This window comes from Bacillus sp. 0909A, from assembly GCF_036765115.1.
GTDB classification, from domain to species: domain Bacteria; phylum Bacillota; class Bacilli; order Bacillales; family Bacillaceae; genus Bacillus; species Bacillus mojavensis.
Window position 1 is genome coordinate 75,640 of record NZ_JBAIZU010000001.1, and the last position, 15,702, is coordinate 91,341.

13 protein-coding genes are annotated in these 15,702 nt (G+C 44.9%); 10 read left to right on the forward strand and 3 right to left on the reverse strand.

What is annotated here, in order from left to right; genetic code table 11:
- The first annotated feature begins 7 nt into the window (after positions 1-7).
- The 3 genes from V6D42_RS00440 to V6D42_RS00450 all read left to right on the forward strand — a co-directional run bounded on the left by V6D42_RS00440 (position 8) and on the right by V6D42_RS00450 (position 3,369).
- Complete coding sequence (locus V6D42_RS00440; protein ID WP_333512058.1) at positions 8-781, forward strand: NAD-dependent epimerase/dehydratase family protein; 774 nt, start codon at positions 8-10, stop codon at positions 779-781.
- A 204-nt stretch (positions 782-985) separates the two neighbouring features.
- Positions 986-1,846, forward strand: coding sequence for a carbohydrate ABC transporter permease (locus V6D42_RS00445; protein ID WP_026014595.1), 861 nt, complete (start codon positions 986-988; stop codon positions 1,844-1,846).
- A gap of 23 nt (positions 1,847-1,869) precedes the next feature.
- The gene (locus V6D42_RS00450) at positions 1,870-3,369 is read left to right on the forward strand and encodes an extracellular solute-binding protein (RefSeq protein ID WP_333512059.1); all 1,500 of its coding nucleotides are present in this window, start codon (positions 1,870-1,872) and stop codon (positions 3,367-3,369) included.
- 39 nt (positions 3,370-3,408) lie between these two features.
- Here the strand turns inward: V6D42_RS00450 and V6D42_RS00455 are convergent, their stop codons facing one another.
- Positions 3,409-5,724, reverse strand: a complete 2,316-nt coding sequence (locus tag V6D42_RS00455) for a helix-turn-helix domain-containing protein (RefSeq protein WP_333512060.1) — start codon at positions 5,722-5,724, stop codon at positions 3,409-3,411.
- Between the two features lie 206 nt (positions 5,725-5,930).
- On the opposite strand from V6D42_RS00455, the gene rmgP reads away from it, so the two are divergent.
- The 6 genes from rmgP (at position 5,931) to V6D42_RS00485 (ending at position 10,763) form a co-directional block, all read left to right on the forward strand.
- On the forward strand, positions 5,931-6,896 hold the full coding sequence (rmgP, locus tag V6D42_RS00460; RefSeq protein ID WP_229146464.1) for a polygalacturonan/rhamnogalacturonan ABC transporter permease: 966 nt from the start codon (positions 5,931-5,933) through the stop codon (positions 6,894-6,896).
- A 7-nt stretch (positions 6,897-6,903) separates the two neighbouring features.
- Complete coding sequence (locus V6D42_RS00465; protein WP_333512061.1) at positions 6,904-8,025, forward strand: glycoside hydrolase family 88/105 protein; 1,122 nt, start codon at positions 6,904-6,906, stop codon at positions 8,023-8,025.
- Positions 8,022-8,525 carry a lipoprotein YteS gene (locus tag V6D42_RS00470; protein WP_326203246.1) on the forward strand — a complete coding sequence of 168 codons (504 nt, stop codon included), beginning with the start codon at positions 8,022-8,024 and terminating at the stop codon, positions 8,523-8,525. Before V6D42_RS00465 ends, V6D42_RS00470 begins: the two co-directional genes overlap by 4 nt.
- A gap of 12 nt (positions 8,526-8,537) precedes the next feature.
- Entirely contained in the window at positions 8,538-9,827 is a 1,290-nt protein-coding gene (locus V6D42_RS00475; protein WP_333512062.1) for a Gfo/Idh/MocA family protein, read from the forward strand.
- A gap of 21 nt (positions 9,828-9,848) precedes the next feature.
- Positions 9,849-10,517 carry a YesL family protein gene (locus V6D42_RS00480; protein WP_333512063.1) on the forward strand — a complete coding sequence of 223 codons (669 nt, stop codon included), beginning with the start codon at positions 9,849-9,851 and terminating at the stop codon, positions 10,515-10,517.
- 63 nt (positions 10,518-10,580) lie between these two features.
- Positions 10,581-10,763, forward strand: coding sequence for a sporulation protein Cse60 (locus tag V6D42_RS00485; protein ID WP_003325003.1), 183 nt, complete (start codon positions 10,581-10,583; stop codon positions 10,761-10,763).
- Positions 10,764-10,805: 42 nt separating this feature from the next.
- Here V6D42_RS00485 and opuD read toward each other — a convergent pair whose 3' ends face one another.
- Together opuD and V6D42_RS00495 are read right to left on the reverse strand one after the other, a co-directional pair.
- Positions 10,806-12,338, reverse strand: a complete 1,533-nt coding sequence (opuD, locus tag V6D42_RS00490; RefSeq protein WP_333512064.1) for a glycine betaine transporter OpuD — start codon at positions 12,336-12,338, stop codon at positions 10,806-10,808.
- 193 nt (positions 12,339-12,531) lie between these two features.
- Complete coding sequence (locus V6D42_RS00495; RefSeq protein ID WP_333512065.1) at positions 12,532-13,794, reverse strand: NAD(P)/FAD-dependent oxidoreductase; 1,263 nt, start codon at positions 13,792-13,794, stop codon at positions 12,532-12,534.
- Between the two features lie 205 nt (positions 13,795-13,999).
- On the opposite strand from V6D42_RS00495, the gene murJ reads away from it, so the two are divergent.
- On the forward strand, positions 14,000-15,637 hold the full coding sequence (murJ, locus tag V6D42_RS00500; RefSeq protein WP_333512066.1) for a lipid II flippase MurJ: 1,638 nt from the start codon (positions 14,000-14,002) through the stop codon (positions 15,635-15,637).
- Positions 15,638-15,702: the final 65 nt, after the last annotated feature.

Sequence of the window (15,702 nt, forward strand, 5' to 3'; positions counted from 1 at the left end):
TGAACATATGAGAAAAGTGCTGATCGCTGGCGGAAATGGTGTGATTGGGAGGATATTGGCTGAAGGGCTTATGTCTGAGTACGAGGTGACGGTGCTGGATAAAGACCGTTACGATGGCATAACACACGCTATTCAGGCAGACGCGTCAAACTATGAAGATCTATTGAAGAAGATTCCGAGAGATACAGATGTGATCGTGAATTTACTCGCTGTCAAAATCAAATATGATGTCATGGATGTAGCTGAATTTGAAAAAATGACGGATATTTTTTATAGAGCAAGCTACTATTTGTGCCGAGTGGCAGCAGAGCTCGGCATTCCAAAGGTTGTTTTCGCCAGCAGCAATCATGTGACAGATGTGTACGAAAAGGACGGGTATTCACTCTTAGGGCGGGAAATCACAACCGACGACTATCCGCTGTCAAAGAATCTCTACGGCGTCCTAAAGCTGACCTCGGAACATATCGGCCACCTGTTTTATCTGGAAAATAAGCTTTCTGTTATCAACCTTCGAATCGGAACTGTCGTTAGAGATGAAATGGATACACTGCATGAGAAAGACCGGACGAAAAAAACGCTTCTTTCCCATCCAGACCTGCTGTCAATTTTTAAAGCAGCCATTGAGACGAATATCCGTTACGGCACTTATTACGCCGTCTCTGACAATCCCGGCAGGCCGTGGTCAATAGAATCCGCGGTTCAGGAGCTCGGGTTTACACCTCAAATCAATACGGCCGAACTTCTGAAAGAGGAAGAAGAGAACGGCAATAACAGAGCATAATCATTTTCTAAGATTATGCTCTTTTTCTTTTATGATCGGTTTCAAGCCAATTTCGATGCCGCTGGGCAAGGGACAGTGTTCAAATGATTATAGACATGGCAATCACACATTTGCTACATTTTAGACACGATATCGTCACACGCTGCAGCTCGTTTTAACAAAATGACAACGCTTACAAAGAAGGTGGGAACGATCGCACATTCACTGAAAAATCGCCTGTTTGATATTTTGATTTACGGATTTTTGCTGATGTTCGCTTTAATATGCGTACTTCCGTTTATTCACGTTATTGCGGCATCCTTTGCCACAGTAGAGGAAGTCGTTTCGAAAAAATTCATTTTAATACCGACCACTTTTTCGCTCGATGCCTATCGTTACATTTTTTCGACAGATATCATTTATAAAAGCTTGCTCGTTTCTGTGTTTGTGACAGTTGTAGGCACGGCGGTCAGCATGTTTCTTTCTTCACTGATGGCTTACGGTTTATCCCGCCGCGACTTAATTGGGCGGCAGCCGCTCATGTTTCTCGTCGTATTTACGATGCTCTTCAGCGGCGGAATGATTCCAACTTTCCTGGTGGTCAAATCGCTTGGATTGCTTGATTCTTACTGGGCCCTTATTTTGCCGACAGCGATTAATGCCTTTAACTTGATCATTCTGAAAAACTTCTTTCAAAACATCCCGGAGAGCCTGGAAGAGTCCGCAAAAATTGACGGCTGCAATGACTTGGGCATTTTCTTCAAAATTGTGCTGCCGCTGTCTCTTCCAGCAATCGCAACGATTTCACTGTTTTATGCGGTGACGTACTGGAATACGTATATGACGGCGATCTTGTACTTAAATGATTCAGCTAAGTGGCCGATTCAGGTGCTTTTGCGCCAAATCGTTATTGTATCAAGCGGGGTACAAGGGGATATGTCGGAAATGGGCTCGGGCAGCCCACCGCCTGAGCAAACGATCAAAATGGCAGTAATAGTCGTAGCGACCATTCCGGTTCTGCTGGTCTATCCATTTATTCAAAAGCATTTTGCAAAAGGCGCTTTACTGGGTTCTGTCAAAGGATAAAAAATATGAAACGGAGGGATATGATGGGAAACAAATGGAGGGTGCTTCTGATTGTACTTGTATTTGCTCTCGGAGGAGTGCTGGCGGGCTGTAAAGGGCGGGCTGACCAATCATCAGCTGAAGGCAAGACGGACTCGGATTCAAAGGTAAAGCTGTCTATGATGGCGATTTTGTATCACCAGCAGCCGCCGAAAGACAGGGCGATCAAAGAAATTGAGAAGCTGACAAATACCGAACTGGACATCACGTGGGTTCCTGATGCGGTGAAAGAAGACAGACTGAATGCGGCGCTTGCAGCAGGCAATCTCCCGCAAATCGTGACGATTCAAGATATTAAAAATTCGTCTGTCATGAATGCCTTCAGATCGGGAATGTTCTGGGAAATCGGCGATTATATCAAAGATTATCCGAATTTAAACAAGATGAATAAACTCATTAATAAAAATGTCACAATCGATGGCAAGCTTTACGGGATATACAGAGAGCGTCCCCTCTCGAGACAAGGCATCGTCATACGGAAGGACTGGCTGGACAATTTGAATTTGAAGACGCCGGAAACGCTGGATGATCTTTATGAGGTTGCCAAAGCGTTTACAGAGAAAGACCCGGACAAGGATGGAAAAGATGATACATTCGGATTGACTGACCGAAATGATCTAATTTACGGCGCTTTTAAGACGCTTGGCTCATATGAAGGCATGCCGACAGACTGGAAGGAATCAAATGGCAAATTTACGCCTGATTTCATGACGAAAGAATACAAAGACACAATGGATTACATGAAAAAACTGCGTGATAACGGCTACATGAATAAAGACTTTCCAGTCACAAGCAAAACCCAGCAGCAGGAGCTGTTTTCTCAAGGAAAGGCCGGCATCTATATCGGGAATATGGTGGACGCTGTTAATTTGCGTGACAATGCCTCTGATAAATCAATGGAGCTGGAGATCATTAACCGCATAAAAGGCCCTGACGGAAAAGAGCGTGTATGGGCGTCAGGAGGGCATAACGGGGTATTTGCTTTCCCGAAAACGAGTGTGAAATCAGAAGCCGAGCTGAAACGAATTTTAGCGTTCTTCGACCGAATAGCCGAAGAGGACGTCTACAGTCTGATGACTTACGGCATTGACGGGGTCCATTACAATAAAGGAAAAGACAAAACATTCACAAGAAAAGAAAGCCAGGTAAAAGATTGGCAGACTGATATTCAGCCGCTGTCCGCCTTAATCGCCATTGATAAAGCTTACTTAAAAAACACCGGTGATCCGCTGCGGACAGCGTACGAGGAGCTGACGGAAGACAATGAAAACATCATCGTCTCCAATCCGGCAGAGAGCTTGTATTCCGCCGCGGAGTCTGAACGCGGAGATGAACTGAAAAAAATGATAGACGATGCCACCTATAAATATATGATTGGAGAAATCACAGAAAGCGAGTTTGATAAAGAAGTTGAAAAATGGGAATCAAGCGGAGGAAAGCAGATTATTCAGGAATACGAGGAAGCATTTAAAAAAACAAAGTAATAGTGAAAAAACCCAAAACGTGCAAGCGGTTTTGGGTTTTTATATGCTTCTTTTTTGCTGGCGGTAGTTGCCGGGTGTGATGCCTTCTAGCTTTTTAAAGGATCTGATAAAGTTTTGCGAGTTTTTGTATTTGAGCTTTTCCGCTATGTCTTTCACCGCCATGTCGGATTCAGCCAGCCAGCTTTTTGCCATATGGTGGCGGTAATTTGAGACATACTCGCTGAATGAAATGCCCATTTCTTTTTTGAAAATGCTGCTTAAGTAGTTCGGATTGTAGTGCAGCCTGCGGGCAATTTCGTCCAGCGTTAAATCGGATTCAAACTCATGGTGGATGATATGGATAATGTTGTCGGAAATATTTTTATACTGTGCATCGGCCCGGGCATTTACTTTATCTGTCATTGGATCAATGAACTCTTGCTTCAGCCAGTTTTCGGTATCCTCGAATGTCTTCAGCTCAAAAATTTGGTCATACAGCATTTTGTTTTCTTCAAGCTCGAATAGTTCAATTCCGAGCACATGCATCAGCTCAATGACATGGTTCAAAAAACGGGCGATTGCGATCTGAAATTGGTACGGGTTGGTGTTGTGTGTAAAAATCGACTGTAAAATCGCGTGCAGGCATTTGTCTGCTTTCTCCTTGTCACCGGCTTTTACAGCATCGAACAGCTCATGCTGAAGCTGCTTCGGAAAATGGGTTTTGAACGTTTTTTTCTGATCCAGATCTTCATAAAAGATAATCGATTTGTTTTCTGCTTTCAGCCGGTATTTTAACGCTTCTGAGCCTTCCGCATAAGCGTTTTTGGCCATAGCTAATGCACCAAACGGCTGGCTGACGCCGATGCTGACAGACAGGTGCAGCTCAGCTTCAACTGTATCCTGAATCATCCTGGCAGTATCATTCAGCTCAGCTATAAATTCCTCTTTTGTCCCGCTTTCATTCATCAATATGGTTGCCTGCTGTTTATCAACTACCGCTGGTGCAAGACGTTTTTCCGCCGGGATGTTCCGCTCAATCAGGCTGTTGACGGCAAACAACAGAAGATCCATATCTTTTTTCTCATACGGTGTCTGATTCAGCGTGTCAATTTGGAGCACCAGCAAGGCGAGGTGACGCCAATTTTGTTTTAAGCCGAGGCTTTCAAAGCGGTTATTGACCTCCTCATCCGTCAGCTTTCCAAGCATAAGCCTGACCATAAAATATTGCTGAAGATGAGTGGCCTGCTGCCTCATTGTTTCTTCAAGGTCGTCATTTCTGTTTTTGAGCTGCTTGAAGCTTTGCTCGATTAATTCAAACTCATTTTGATGAGCCTGTTTTTCTGGGAAGGCGCCGTGCCGCGCAAATGATTCATAAAGCAGCCGGATCGGCTTATAAAAATGTCGGGAGCCCAGCCAAGAAAACAACAATGAAAGCGTTAACAAAACAGAGCATACCGTAAAGGTGATCCAGCCGATTGACTTGGCTTCTTTTTTTAGTTCGGGCAGGGAAACGAGAGAAAAATAAGTCCATGTGTTATAGTCTGATTTTTGATAGGTCACTTTATATTGAATGCGGTCAATGACTGTTTCAAACTGCCCGCTTTTGGAGTTTTGCGCCAGCATTTTTCTGACAAAGTCGTCGTTCTGAAGAGAATCGCCTATATCAGACATGTTGTTGTGAAGGATGATACGGCCTTTTTCATCAATGATAAACACGCTGTTTGCGCTTGAATAATCAGGCATATTTTTAACGAGTGAACAGCTTGGGATGCTTGCGGCTGCCAGTCCCTTCGTGTTTGTGCTGTTCAGCGGGAGCTGCTTAATCAAATTGATATTATATCGGCAGTTTTCTGAAGCGCCTTCCTTTGTGGAGATCAAACGGTTGTTTTTTTCCAGCTTCCAATAGGACCGGCTCGCTTTGTTTTTCGAATACGCTTCGGCTGCTTCATGAAGGGAGTCCGTATTCATGCGGTATAAACCGGAATTGTTCATGTACCAGTTTTTCATATAGCTAACAAGCGTCATGTTGGACAAATCGGTATCAAAGCTTTGCAAATAGTTGAGCTCTTGGTTCACTTGGTCATAAATTTGAAATTGGTCAGAGTGCAAAGGCTCGGACAGTGTGCGGAGGAGAGGCGGCGAACTCACATAGTGGGTTAAAGAATGATCGACGGTTTTTAGGATGTGCTCGATGCTTAGCTGGGTCTGCTGGAGTGTGTCGAGTTTTTCCTCCGAAACGTTGGAGATGGCCGTTTTCTGAGAGTGCTCGTACGAAAACAAACCGACCAAAATGACGGGAATGGTGCTGAGTAAACAAAAAAACGTGATGAGTTTGTAATAAAACTTGTATTGACTTCTTTTCATAAAACCCCCCATTTCATAACACCTTAATACAATTAATCCAAAGATTGATAGATATTGTCAATAATCATTTTCTAATATCGGTGTCTTTTTTTCAGGTAGAGAGGAGGAACCCTTGATGACAAAGGGCTCAGGCAGAATGTGATCATATGATTGTAGACGGACTTTTACAGGCTGAGCTACAGTGAAAACAAGAACCCATGAAAGGAGGCTTTGAAAAGATGAAAACAGCAGAAGCGCAAGCGCCGGCTGTTGACGCAGTCATGTTTAAAAAAGAAAAAAGAAAGCGCTTACTAAATAAGCTGATGCAGCAAAAGTATTTGTACTTTATGATTTTGCCGGGATGTATTTATTTTTTGCTTTTTAAATATGTTCCAATGTGGGGAATCGTGATTGCGTTTCAGGATTACCAGCCGTTTCTCGGCATTTGGGGCAGTGAGTGGGTCGGGCTGAAGCATTTTATCAGGCTGTTTACTGAGCCTACATTTTTTGTCCTGTTAAAAAATACGCTCGTGCTCTTTGCCTTGAACCTGGTCATCTTTTTTCCGGTGCCGATTTTATTAGCGCTTCTTCTAAACGAAGTGCGGATCGCACTCTTTAAAAAATTCGTTCAGACGCTGATTTATATTCCGCATTTTATGTCCTGGGTCATTGTTGTATCGCTGTCATTTGTACTTTTGACAGTAGACGGAGGCCTGATTAATGAACTGATTACGTTTTTTGGCGGCGAAAAAATCAATTTTCTGCTGAATGAAGAATGGTTCCGTCCGCTGTATATTCTGCAGGTCATCTGGAGAGAAGCGGGCTGGTCAACGATCATCTACTTGGCTGCAATGACAGCGGTTGATCCCCAGCTTTATGAAGCGGCAAAAATGGACGGAGCGGGACGGCTGCGGCAAATGTGGCATATTACGCTGCCGGCTATCAAAAGCGTCATCGTCGTTTTGCTGATTTTGAAAATCGGGGACACGCTGGAGCTCGGCTTTGAGCATGTATATTTGCTGTTAAACGCCACAAACAGAGAAGTTGCGGAAATTTTTGATACGTACGTTTATACTGCAGGGCTGAAACAGGGCCAATTCAGCTACAGTACAGCGGTCGGCGTATTTAAAGCGGCAGTCGGGCTGATTTTGGTCATGCTTGCGAATCGTTTGGCAAAGAAATTCGGCGAGGAAGGAATCTATTAAGAAAGGGATGGGATCAATGGATCGATCAATCGCTGTACAATCGCCTCTTACGTACGCGGAGGCATTGGCAAAAACCATTATGAACACGTACACAGTGGAGGAGCTGCCGCCTGCAAACCGCTGGCACTACCATCAAGGTGTTTTCTTATGCGGTGTATTACGGCTGTGGGAAGCAACCGGACAAAAGCGATATTTTGAGTATGCGAAAGCCTATGCGGATCTCTTAATTGATGATTATGGCAATCTATTATTCAGAAGAGATGAGCTGGACGCCATTCAAGCTGGTCTTATTCTTTTTCCATTATACGAACATACGAGTGATGAGCGGTATGTAAACGCCGCAAAAAGGCTGCGAGGACTATATGGAACGCTGAACCGGACGTCTGAGCAGGGGTTCTGGCATAAGGACGGCTATCCTTATCAGATGTGGCTTGACGGCTTATATATGGGCGGGCCGTTTGCGCTGAAATATGCCAATTTGAAGCAGGAGCCAGAGCTGTTTGATCAGGTCGTGCTGCAGGAATCACTGATGAGGAAGCATACGAAGGACTCAAAAACCGGACTCTATTATCACGCCTGGGATGAAGCGAAAAAAATGCCTTGGGCGAATGAAGAAACAGGCTGTTCGCCAGAATTCTGGGCGCGTTCTATCGGCTGGTACGTCTTGTCTCTCGCTGACATGATTGAAGAGCTGCCGAAGAAGCATCCAAACCGCCGCGTATGGGAAAAAACGCTTCAGGACATGATTGAAAGCATTTGCCGCTATCAAGACAAGGAGACGGGGTTATGGTACCAGATCGTTGATAAGGGCAACAGGTCCGATAACTGGCTGGAAAGCTCAGGATCCTGCCTGTACATGTACGCAATCGCAAAAGGAATCAATAAAGGATATCTTGACAGAGCTTACGAAACAACACTGTTAAAGGCGTATCAAGGCTTGATTCAGCATAAAACTGAAACAACAGAAGACGGTGCGTTTCTCGTCAAAGATATATGTGTCGGAACGTCTGCCGGTTTCTATGACTATTATGTCAGCCGCGAAAGAAGCACAAACGATTTGCACGGTGCCGGTGCGTTTATTTTGGCCATGACAGAGACGGAGACTCTTTTTAGGACAGTAGAAAAATGACGACAGGTTTACGTACGGCTTTCTGTGTGATCGTCTCAGTGCTCTTTTTGGCATCATGCTCAAGCAGGCCGGACGGATTGCATGTCATCCTCTTTTCTGATCTCCAGGCAGGCGTACAAGAAAAAATAAAAGAGGCAGCTGGACAGGGGACCGGAAAGGTGGATATCTTTCCCGCTTTGCCGGAAAAGCTGCTGACTGAAGTTACGGCTCACGAGGGTGACGTCTTTATCGTGCCTGAAGACTTGTTTGCAGCATACGATGATCCGGAAAATTTTCAGCCGTTAGACGAATTGCCAGTGGAAAAAACATCTCCTTATACAGCCGTAAATCAAAAAACGGGAGAAAAAACAGTCTATGCTGTTCGAATTGAGAAAGGGGAAAAACAGCTGAACGGCTATTCTTTTCGGCTGAATCGAAATATGGCGGCGTTTATCCCTGTATACTCCGAAAAAACAGAGGAAGCGCTGCAGCTGATTTCCCAATTAACAGAAGTCCGATAGGGGTGGGGACCATTGAAAAGCATCGTCATTTGCGGATTAAGCAGCAGAGCCCTCAGCATGTTTATCAAACCGCTGCTCAAACAGTTTTCAACCATTTATGAAATTACGGGATTACTGGATGCCGATCCGAAACGATTCGCCGTCTGCAAAGAGGCATTTCCGGAGCTTGCACACGTACCGGAGTATAAAGAAGAAGATTTTGACAGTATGATGAGCGTTTCGAAGCCAGACATTGTGATTGTGACAGGAAGGGATGACACCCATGTCACCTATATATTGAGAAGCCTTCAGTGGGATACGGATGTCATAACGGAAAAACCGATGGTAACGACGGTGCAGGATGCAAAGCGGGTGCTTGAGGCAGAAGCGAAAAGCAAAGGGAAGGTTACTGTCGCGTTTAATTACCGCTACAGCCCGTATCATCGGAAAATCAAAGAGATGATTTTAGAAGGAAAAATAGGAAGGGTCACCTCTGTGGATTTGAATTGGTATATTGATACCTATCACGGCGCCAGCTATTTTAAACGCTGGAACCGATCCAGGCAATTTTCCGGCGGTCTTTCTGTCCATAAATCCACTCATCATTTCGATCTGGTGAATTGGTGGCTCGGCCAAAACCCGGCGGAGGTATTTGCTTACGGCGAGTTGAATTACTACGGGCCGGACAGTGAATGGAATCCGCTACCGGAAGAAGATGGGCGTTTTTGCGGCACATGCCGGGTCAAAGAGAAATGCCATTACTATGCAAGATGGCACCCCCGTGCTTCTAAAGCTTCTGTAAAGGATGATCATCTCAAGGCGGATGCAGACCAGTCAAGCTTATATACCGCATATCGCCCTGACGCGTGCATTTTTGACGATGAGATCGACATTGAGGATACGTATGTGGCGGCTGTCAAATATGACGGCGGTGCGCTGTTAAGCTACTCGATCATATTTTCCGCTCCATACGAAGGCTATCGCCTTACGATAAACGGCACAAAAGGACGTATCGAATCAAATGAATTCCATGAGCCTTCCAGAATTCCGTTTGCTTTTCCCGAGCAGACGATTGAGTATTATCCGCTTTTTGAATCGAAGCAAACCATTCAAGTCGTCAAAAATGAGGGAGGGCACGGCGGAGGCGATCCGCTTTTGCTTGCTGATCTATTTATAGGCAAAGATCCGCTGCGCCAGTATGACATTTTGGCCGGAGCCGAAGCCGGAGCCTATTCTATCGCGGTCGGTGAGGGAATGTGGCGCTCCGTTGTTGAAAAGAAACCAATTGATATTAAACAGCTTTTCCACATGCAAAATGTATAAAAGCGAAAAGGAGGGGCTTTCGTGGAGCATGACGGATCAATGGCACGGGTGCTGCGTTTTTGTGAATGGATCATGAGGTTTGCGTATACCAATTTGCTTTGGCTGCTTTTTACAATCATCGGTCTCGGAGTGTTCGGTGTCATGCCCGCGACTGCTGCTTTATTCGCTGTCATGCGAAAATGGATTCAGGGTCAGGATCACATTCCGGTGCTGCCGACATTTTGGCGGGAATACAAAGCTGAGTTTCTCCGTTCGAATTTGATCGGTGCTGTATTGGTGTTAATCGGTTTGATCATTTATATCGATTTGGCCTTTATTTACCCGAGCCACTTCTTATTGCATATCCTGCGCTTTGCCATTATGATATTTGGCTTTCTGTTTGTATCAATGCTTTTTTATGTGTTTCCGCTGCTCGTCCACTTTGATTGGAAAAAGCGCCTGTATTTTAAGTTTTCCCTCTTACTGAGTGTGGCGTACTTACAATATACGCTCGTCATGCTTGCGCTGACTGTTGCGCTCTTTTTCCTGCTTGCTTATCTGCCGGGAATTGTCCCTTTTTTCAGCGTCAGTCTCATCGGCTACTGCCACATGAGGATTGCTTATACCGTCTTAGTGAAGCTGGAGCAGCAGGACCATGAACCGGCAAAGAAACATCCTACACCAGAAGCTTTATATCCGGAGACGAGATAAACATTTCTCTATCATATATTGATTCCAAACGGAATAGAGTGATAGAGAAAGGAGAGCGGATAAATGCTGAAGGTGGCAGTGTTTGATGAAGAGCATGAAAAAGATTTACAAACGGAAATCAATTCGTTTTTAAAAGGAATATCGGAAGAGCAGCTGGTTGATATCAAATATACGGTTTCAGCGGCGTGCGACCCTGAAGGCGAGCAGCTCTACTGTTTTTCCGCACTCATTCTATATCGAAAATAAAAAAAGATCTTCCCGCGGACTGCGGAAAGATCTTTTTTATGGTTAAGCCTTTTTCACTCTTGGGCTTCTCGGTTTCTGGAATTTCTCTGCTGCTCTGATTTCTCTTCGTTCTCTTGCCAATGCTTTATAAAGAGCAGCAATCATGAGCAGGATAACAATTGAAAACGGCAGTGCCGCCAAAATCGCTGTGTTTTGCAAAGCAGCAAGTCCACCGGAATACAAGAGCGCAGCTGCCATAGCAGACTGAATGATACCCCAGCTGAATTTGACTGAGTTAGCCGGGTTTAATGAACCGTATGTCGTCTGCATACCAAGGACAAATGTCGCTGAATCAGCTGATGTAATAAAGAACACGGCGATCAGGATCAATGCCAGGATAGACGTGATCATTGTCAGTGGATAGTGATCCAGTGTTCCGAACAGCATCGTTTCGGAAGATAGCTTCGCCACATTAAAGACCTCTTTTTGCTGAAGGTCCATTGCGGAAACACCGAAAATGGAGAACCATAGGAAAGCCAAAATACATGGTGTCACCAGGACGCCGATCAAAAATTCACGGATTGTCCGGCCTCGGGATACACGTGCGATGAAAATGCCGACAAATGGAGACCAGGAAATCCACCATGCCCAGTAGAAAATCGTCCAGCCGTTGATCCATTCACGTTTGCCGGGATCGTTCGGCGCCAGTCTGAAGCTCATTTGAACAATGTTTTGAATATACTGCCCAATTGAATCTGTAAATGAGTTCATGATCAAAACGGTAGGTCCGACAACCAGCATAAACAGCATCAGTAATCCGGCTAGCACCATATTGGTGTTGCTTAAATACTTAATTCCTTTTCCGAGTCCGCTCCAAGCCGATAGTAAAAAGAGCACTGTTACAATGACAATCAAAATCAATTGAACGATAAAATGATTCGGAATTCCGAATAGGTAATTCAATCCGCCGTTAATTTGAGTTGCACCGATACCCAGACTCGTTGCAACGCCGACAACTGTTGCAAAAACAGCAATACAGTCAATCAGTTTACCGATCGGGCCGTTTACTTTATCGCCTAGAATTGGAGTCAGTGTGCTGCTGATTAACCCAGGCGCGTCTTTGCGGAATTGAAAATATGCGATACATAATGCCACGACGGCATAAATGGCCCAAGCGTGCAGTCCCCAGTGGAAAAACGTGTACCGGAGCGCATCTCTGAAGGCTTGGGGGGTTTCTGTTTCACCTGATGGAGAGCTAATTGCGTAATGGCTGATCGGTTCAGCCGCACCATAGAACACTAAGCCGATTCCCATGCCTGCACTGAACAGCATGGCAAACCAAGATAATAACCCGAATTCCGGTTTTTCATCCGGTTTTCCCAGTTTAATTTTACCGATCGGGCTGACAATTAAAAAGAGACAGAACCCGACAAACAAAGAGACGACTAATAGATAATACCAACCAAATGAATTTGTTATAAACGATTGTGCCGATTGTGACACGTTTTGCAGGCTGTCCGGAGAAATAACGCCCCACAAAACCGCAGCGGCTGTGATGACAATCACAATCCAAAATACACTAGAAATATTCTTCAAACATTCTCACCCTCTGACTTTTTTGTGTACGCCTATATCTTCCTCGCAGGCTTAGTATGGTCGTACGATGGCAGATCATTCCTTCCTGTAAATTACCCCGCAATCAGGTGAAACAAAACAAATCTCACCCTATCATTTTTGCGGGAAATTTTCAAATGCCCGGCATGCTGTAAATGTTTGGAAAATCTCGTATTTAAGTAAGGGAAAATCGTCCGGCATTCAGTCCGGCAAGTCTGCCCGTGACGAGTGCAGATGTAATATTGTATCCGCCTGTATAACCGTGAATATCTAAGATTTCGCCGCAAAAATACAGGCCGTCCATTTTTTTAGACGCCATCTTTTTCGGGTCAATCTCCTTCACCGATACACCGCCTCCTGTGACAAACGCTTTGTCAAGTGACAGCGTGCCGTTTGCGAGAACGGTAAATTGCTTGCAGTCTTTGACAAATTGTCTGAAAGGCTCCTTCGGCAGCTCAGAAAATGATATGTTTGGCGAAATGCCGTTTTTTTCGAGCAGGAAAAGAAGGTAGCGCTCCTGCATCCAAGGCTTCAGCACATTTTTTAACGCTTTTTTCGGCGCATCCTTCAGCTCCTTGTGCATCTTTTGGAATAACGTTTCTTCATTGATATCCGGAAACAAATCAATTCTGACGGGCACTTCCGGCTGTTTTTTCAGCTCTTTCACGATAAACTGGCTGCACCTGAGGATGGCGGGGCCTGATAGGCCGAAATGAGTAAACAGCATGTCCATCTTATGTGTGACAATGGCTTTGCCCTTTTTGTTTAACACACTGACGGCGACATCTCTGAGCGATAAACCCTGCAGTGTTTTTTTCTTAATAAACGGCTCGGCAGATGTGACGGGCACCTCTGTCGGGAACAGCTCTGTTATTGTGTGGCCTGCGGCTTCGGCCCATTCATAGCCGTCACCCGTGCTGCCGGTATGGGGAACGCTTTTTCCGCCAACCGCGATAATGACTGCCTTACTATGAATCAATTCGCCATTATTCGTCACAATGCCTGCCGCATGTCCATCTTCATATGTAACAGATTTGATTTTTTCGTTCGTTCTAATCGTCACACGCAGCTGTTTCAGCCTGTTTAACAGCGCGTCGACAACACTTTGCGCTTTGTCTGTCACCGGAAACATCCGGCCGTGATCCTCTTCCTTCAGTTTGATCCCGAGATTTTCAAAAAACTTGATAATATCTTCATTATTAAATTCGGAAAACGCACTGTATAAAAAACGGCCGTTGCCGGGGATGTGCTTAATAATTTCTTCGACAGGAAGGCGGTTCGTCACATTGCAGCGGCCGCCACCGGATATGGCAAGTTTGCGGCCTAACTTGTTTCCTTTATCTATTAACAAGACGTCAGCGCCCTGTTCCCCGGCTGCAATGGCAGCCATCAGACCTGAAGGGCCTCCGCCGATTACAATTACGTCATACTGATTCATCTTTATCATCAACTTTCTTTTTACATTTCGTGTGCGGAACGCTGTCCGCAGTACTATTATAGCGAAAGACAGGTTCTGCTTAAACGTATTTTGCCGCAAACTTGTATTCTTCCCTGAGATTGCTTTTGTATTTATTACCGTCTATATGCCCATTTGTGGTAAAATAGAAAAGTTGAATCTTCGTAGAAAATGGTGATGAGGAAACATGTCAAGCAAACTGTTAAGAGGCACGTTTGTGTTAACGCTCGGTACATATATTTCACGGATACTGGGAATGGTTTATTTAATTCCTTTCAGCATCATGGTCGGAGCGACAGGCGGTGCGTTATTTCAATACGGATACAATCAATATACTTTATTTTTGAACATTGCCACAATGGGCTTTCCAGCCGCCGTTTCTAAATTTGTTTCCAAATATAATTCCAAAGGGGATTATGAAACAAGCAGAAAAATGCTGAAGGCGGGCATGTCGGTTATGCTTGTAACGGGTATGATTGCCTTTTTCATATTATATTTATCTGCTCCGTTTTTTGCCGAAATATCACTTGGGGGCAAAGATAATAACGGTTTGACGATTGATCATGTCGTATATGTCATCCGCATGGTCAGCTTAGCGCTTTTAGTTGTGCCGATTATGAGTCTTGTGCGCGGATTTTTCCAAGGTCATCAAATGATGGGGCCGACGGCTGTCTCTCAAGTTGTTGAGCAGATTGTCCGTATTATCTTCTTATTGAGTGCTACCTTCTTGATTTTGAAAGTCATAAACGGCGGCCTTGTGATCGCTGTCGGTTATGCAACCTTCGCAGCGCTGATCGGTGCCTTCGGCGGGCTGATCGTATTGTATATTTATTGGAACAAGCGAAAAGGCAATCTGCTGGCGATGATGCCGAATACGGGACCTACAGCAGATTTAAGCTACAAGAAAATGTTTTTCGAGCTCTTCAGCTATGCTGCTCCCTACGTGTTTGTTGGACTAGCCATCCCTTTGTATAACTATATTGATACAAATACCTTTAACAAAGCGATGATTGAAGCGGGGCATCAAGCGATCAGTCAGGACATGATGGCCATTCTTACACTTTACGTGCAGAAGCTCGTGATGATCCCGGTTTCTCTTGCGACGGCATTCGGACTGACCTTAATTCCGACGATCACAGAATCGTTTACAAGCAGAAACTACAAGCTGTTAAATCAGCAGATCAACCAGTCGATGCAGACGATCCTGTTTTTAATTATTCCTGCTGTTGTCGGCATATCGGTATTAGCAGGTCCTGTGTATACGTTCTTTTACGGATCAGAGAGCCTTCATCCTGAATTGGGGAAAGACATCCTGTTTTGGTATTCGCCGGTTGCGATCATGTTCTCTTTGTTTACTGTCAACGCCGCCATTTTGCAAGGCATCAATAAGCAAAAATTTGCGGTTGTCAGTCTGGTGATCGGTGTCGTGATCAAACTTGTGCTGAATGTCCCGCTGATTAAGCTGATGCAGGCTGACGGCGCTATTTTAGCTACGGCACTCGGATATACTGCCTCACTGATATACGGATTTATCATGATCAAACGGCATGCCGGCTATTCGTACAAAATATTAGTGAAACGGGGCGTTCTGATGCTGCTCTTGTCAGCAGTGATGGGGATAGCCGTTAAAGTCGTCCAGTGGGTGTTAAGCTTTTTCATCTCCTACGAGGATGGCCAGCTGCACGCTGCGATCGTCGTGCTGATTGCGGCTGTGATCGGCGGAGCTGTCTACCTGTATTGCGCTTATCGTTTAGGGTTTTTACAGAAAATATTCGGCCGCCGTTTACCGGGGTTCTTAAAGAAAGGCAGACATGCCGCTGAGTAACAGAATATGTTGAAACGAGAGGGCTCGCTTGATGCGGGCTTTCTTTTATAGAAAGGAGAGATGGG

Coding starts and splice junctions, on each gene's coding strand:
- V6D42_RS00440 (WP_333512058.1), top strand. CDS start 8: ATGAGAAAAGTGCTGATCGCTGGCGGAAATGGTGTGATTGGGAGGATA.
- V6D42_RS00450 (WP_333512059.1), top strand. CDS start 1,870: ATGGGAAACAAATGGAGGGTGCTTCTGATTGTACTTGTATTTGCTCTC.
- V6D42_RS00455 (WP_333512060.1), bottom strand. CDS start 5,724: ATGGGGGGTTTTATGAAAAGAAGTCAATACAAGTTTTATTACAAACTC.
- rmgP (WP_229146464.1), top strand. CDS start 5,931: ATGAAAACAGCAGAAGCGCAAGCGCCGGCTGTTGACGCAGTCATGTTT.
- V6D42_RS00465 (WP_333512061.1), top strand. CDS start 6,904: ATGGGATCAATGGATCGATCAATCGCTGTACAATCGCCTCTTACGTAC.
- V6D42_RS00470 (WP_326203246.1), top strand. CDS start 8,022: ATGACGACAGGTTTACGTACGGCTTTCTGTGTGATCGTCTCAGTGCTC.
- V6D42_RS00485 (WP_003325003.1), top strand. CDS start 10,581: ATGCTGAAGGTGGCAGTGTTTGATGAAGAGCATGAAAAAGATTTACAA.
- V6D42_RS00495 (WP_333512065.1), bottom strand. CDS start 13,794: ATGAATCAGTATGACGTAATTGTAATCGGCGGAGGCCCTTCAGGTCTG.
- murJ (WP_333512066.1), top strand. CDS start 14,000: ATGTCAAGCAAACTGTTAAGAGGCACGTTTGTGTTAACGCTCGGTACA.